The organism is Microbacterium sp. CPCC 204701 (assembly GCF_004010105.1).
GTDB lineage: Bacteria > Actinomycetota > Actinomycetes > Actinomycetales > Microbacteriaceae > Microbacterium.
In genome coordinates this window covers 1-2,282 of record NZ_RRYE01000440.1, presented here as the reverse complement: position 1 = coordinate 2,282, position 2,282 = coordinate 1, and the positions used below count along the sequence as shown (strand labels likewise).

Below are 2,282 nucleotides of genomic sequence, written 5' to 3'. Positions count from 1 at the left end.
GCGCCGCCGCCCGCCTGGTCGGCCCGCTCGTACACCCGGACGCGAAGGCCGGCGCGCGCGAGCGTCACCGCCGCGGCGAGGCCGTTGGGGCCGGCGCCGACGACGACCGCGTCGAGCTCGGCACTCCCCGATGTCGTCATGGAACCATCTCGTCGGGCCGGGGCTCGTCATCCGTCGTCTTCGGTGCCGCGCCCTTCTTAGGTCGCGCCGGAGTCTTCGGCTTCACCGCCGCGGGGGGTTCCGCGGCCTCGATGTGCATCTTCTCGCCGCTGTCATCCATCTCGCGCTGGGCGGTCGTGGCGCCGGCCCGCGCGGCGGCCGTGCCCTCGGCGAGGTAGGCGAGCCGGTGCAGGGTCTCGGCGTTCCGCCATCGCAGCAGCACGTCCATGACGGGTGCGGGCACGGAGGTCGCCGGCCCCGCCACCGCCTCTTCCTGGATGCGCACCACGCTGCCGTCCCCTCGTTGCTTGACATCGATCGTCACACGAGCCTCGCCCAGGGGCCATCCGCGGGCCTTCATTACGATACGGCGCGGCGGATCGCACGCCTCCACGACCGTCGAGTCGTCGATGAGCGCGGGCCAGACTCCCACGGAGTGGTGCAGCCTCGCCCCGGCAGACGGCCACGACTCGTCGACCTCGCGCATGCGCGACGCCCCGACCACCCACGACGGGTACAGCCAGCCATCGCCCAGCACCCGGAACACGTCTTCGGGCGAGCACTTCAGAACCCTCACGTTGCGCGACATGGTGCCGACGCTACGGCGACGGATGCCGTGGTCACAGGCCATTGCGGTGGGCGCCGGCTTGTATTAACACGCGGTCAGCGCACGAGGCCGAGGCGGTAGGCCAGGATCACGAGCTGCACGCGGTCGCGGGCGCCGAGCTTCTGCAGCAGGCGCCCGACGTGGGTCTTGACGGTGGACTCCGACAGCACGAAGCGGGCCGCGAGCTCGACGTTGGTGAGGCCTTCCGCCACCGCGACGAGGAACTCGTGCTCGCGCGGAGTCAGCACCGCGAGCACGGCGGATGCGTCGGCGGCCGTATCCGTCTCGTCCCTGCCCTGCGCGAACTGCTGGATCATGCGCCGCGTGACGCTCGGTGCCAGGGCCGCATCGCCGCGGTGGACGGCGCGGATCGCGCCGACGAGCTCGGCGGGGCGCGCGTCCTTGAGCAGGAATCCGCTCGCGCCGGCGCGCAGCGCCGCGAAGGCGTACTCGTCGAGGTCGAACGTGGTCAGCACGATGATGCGCGGCGTGTCGCCCCGGGTCGCGATCTGCTCGGTCGCCGTGATGCCGTCGGTTCCCGGCATCCGCACGTCCATCAGCAGCACGTCGATGTCGCCGCGCTGCGCGATCGCAACCGCCCCGTCACCGTCGGGCGCCTCCGCGACCACCTCGAGCTCGTCCTCGGCGTCGAGCACCAGCCGAAGGCCCAGGCGCACGAGCTCCTGGTCGTCGACGATCCCGATCCTGATGTGCTCCGTCATCCGTCGACCTCTCCGTGCAGCACCGCGTGCACTCGCCATCCGCCACCCGGCCGCGAGCCTGCGGCCACGGTTCCCCCGTACATGAGTGCACGCTCCCGCATCCCGATGAGCCCTCGGCCTGCGCCTGTCGTGCGCGGCGCCGCGTGGGCCACGGCGTCGTCGTCGACCGTGATTGTCACCTCGTGGTCGGTGCATCTGACCGTGACGTCGACGCGGGTCGCGGCGGGCGCGTGGCGGAGGACGTTCGTCAGCGACTCCTGCACGATGCGGTGGACGGCGAGGCCCAGTCCGGGGTCGGCAGGGATCGTGCCCGAGGTCGAGAGGCGCACCGGCAGGCCGGTGTCGCGGAAGCGCTCCACGAGGTCGTTCAGGTCGCCCACTCCCGGCTGCGGGGTCAGCGGCGATGAATCGCCTGGCTCTGCCAGCACGCCCAGCAGCCGCCGCATCTCCGAGAGCGCACTCCGGCCGGTGTCGGCCACCCGCCGCATCGTCTCGGCGCCGCGCTCGGGGTCGCTCGGCGTCACCGCGGCGGCGCCTTCGGCGAGGGTGACGACGACGGTCAGGCCGTGCGAGACGACGTCGTGCATCTCGCGGGCGATGCGCGCCCGCTCGGCCGCGGCGACGAGCTGCGCCTCCTGATCCCGCTCGCGGGCGAGGTCACGCGCGCGGGCGACGAGCGAATCGACGTAGCGGCGGCGGCCGCCGACCGACACGCCGATCAGCATCGCGACGAGCGCGAACAGCACCGCGAGCACCGCCGAGGTGATCCGACCCGCAAGCGTGACGTCGTTCGC

Annotated in this window: 3 protein-coding genes and 1 pseudogene; all 4 read right to left on the bottom strand. The window is 72.7% G+C overall.

Annotated elements, in window-relative coordinates; all coding sequences use genetic code 11:
- A partial coding sequence (locus tag EIO58_RS16520; RefSeq protein ID WP_127820397.1) for an FAD-dependent oxidoreductase occupies positions 1 to 140 on the bottom strand: 140 nt, incomplete at its 3' end.
- Positions 141 to 307: 167 nt separating this feature from the next.
- Positions 308 to 748, bottom strand: a pseudogene (locus tag EIO58_RS16515) (SRPBCC family protein); the annotation flags it as partial.
- Positions 749 to 822: 74 nt separating this feature from the next.
- Entirely contained in the window at positions 823 to 1,488 is a 666-nt protein-coding gene (locus EIO58_RS16510) for a response regulator (protein ID WP_127820395.1), read from the bottom strand.
- A partial coding sequence (locus EIO58_RS16505; RefSeq protein WP_240658951.1) for a sensor histidine kinase occupies positions 1,485 to 2,282 on the bottom strand: 798 nt, incomplete at its 5' end. The genes EIO58_RS16510 and EIO58_RS16505, both read right to left, overlap by 4 nt.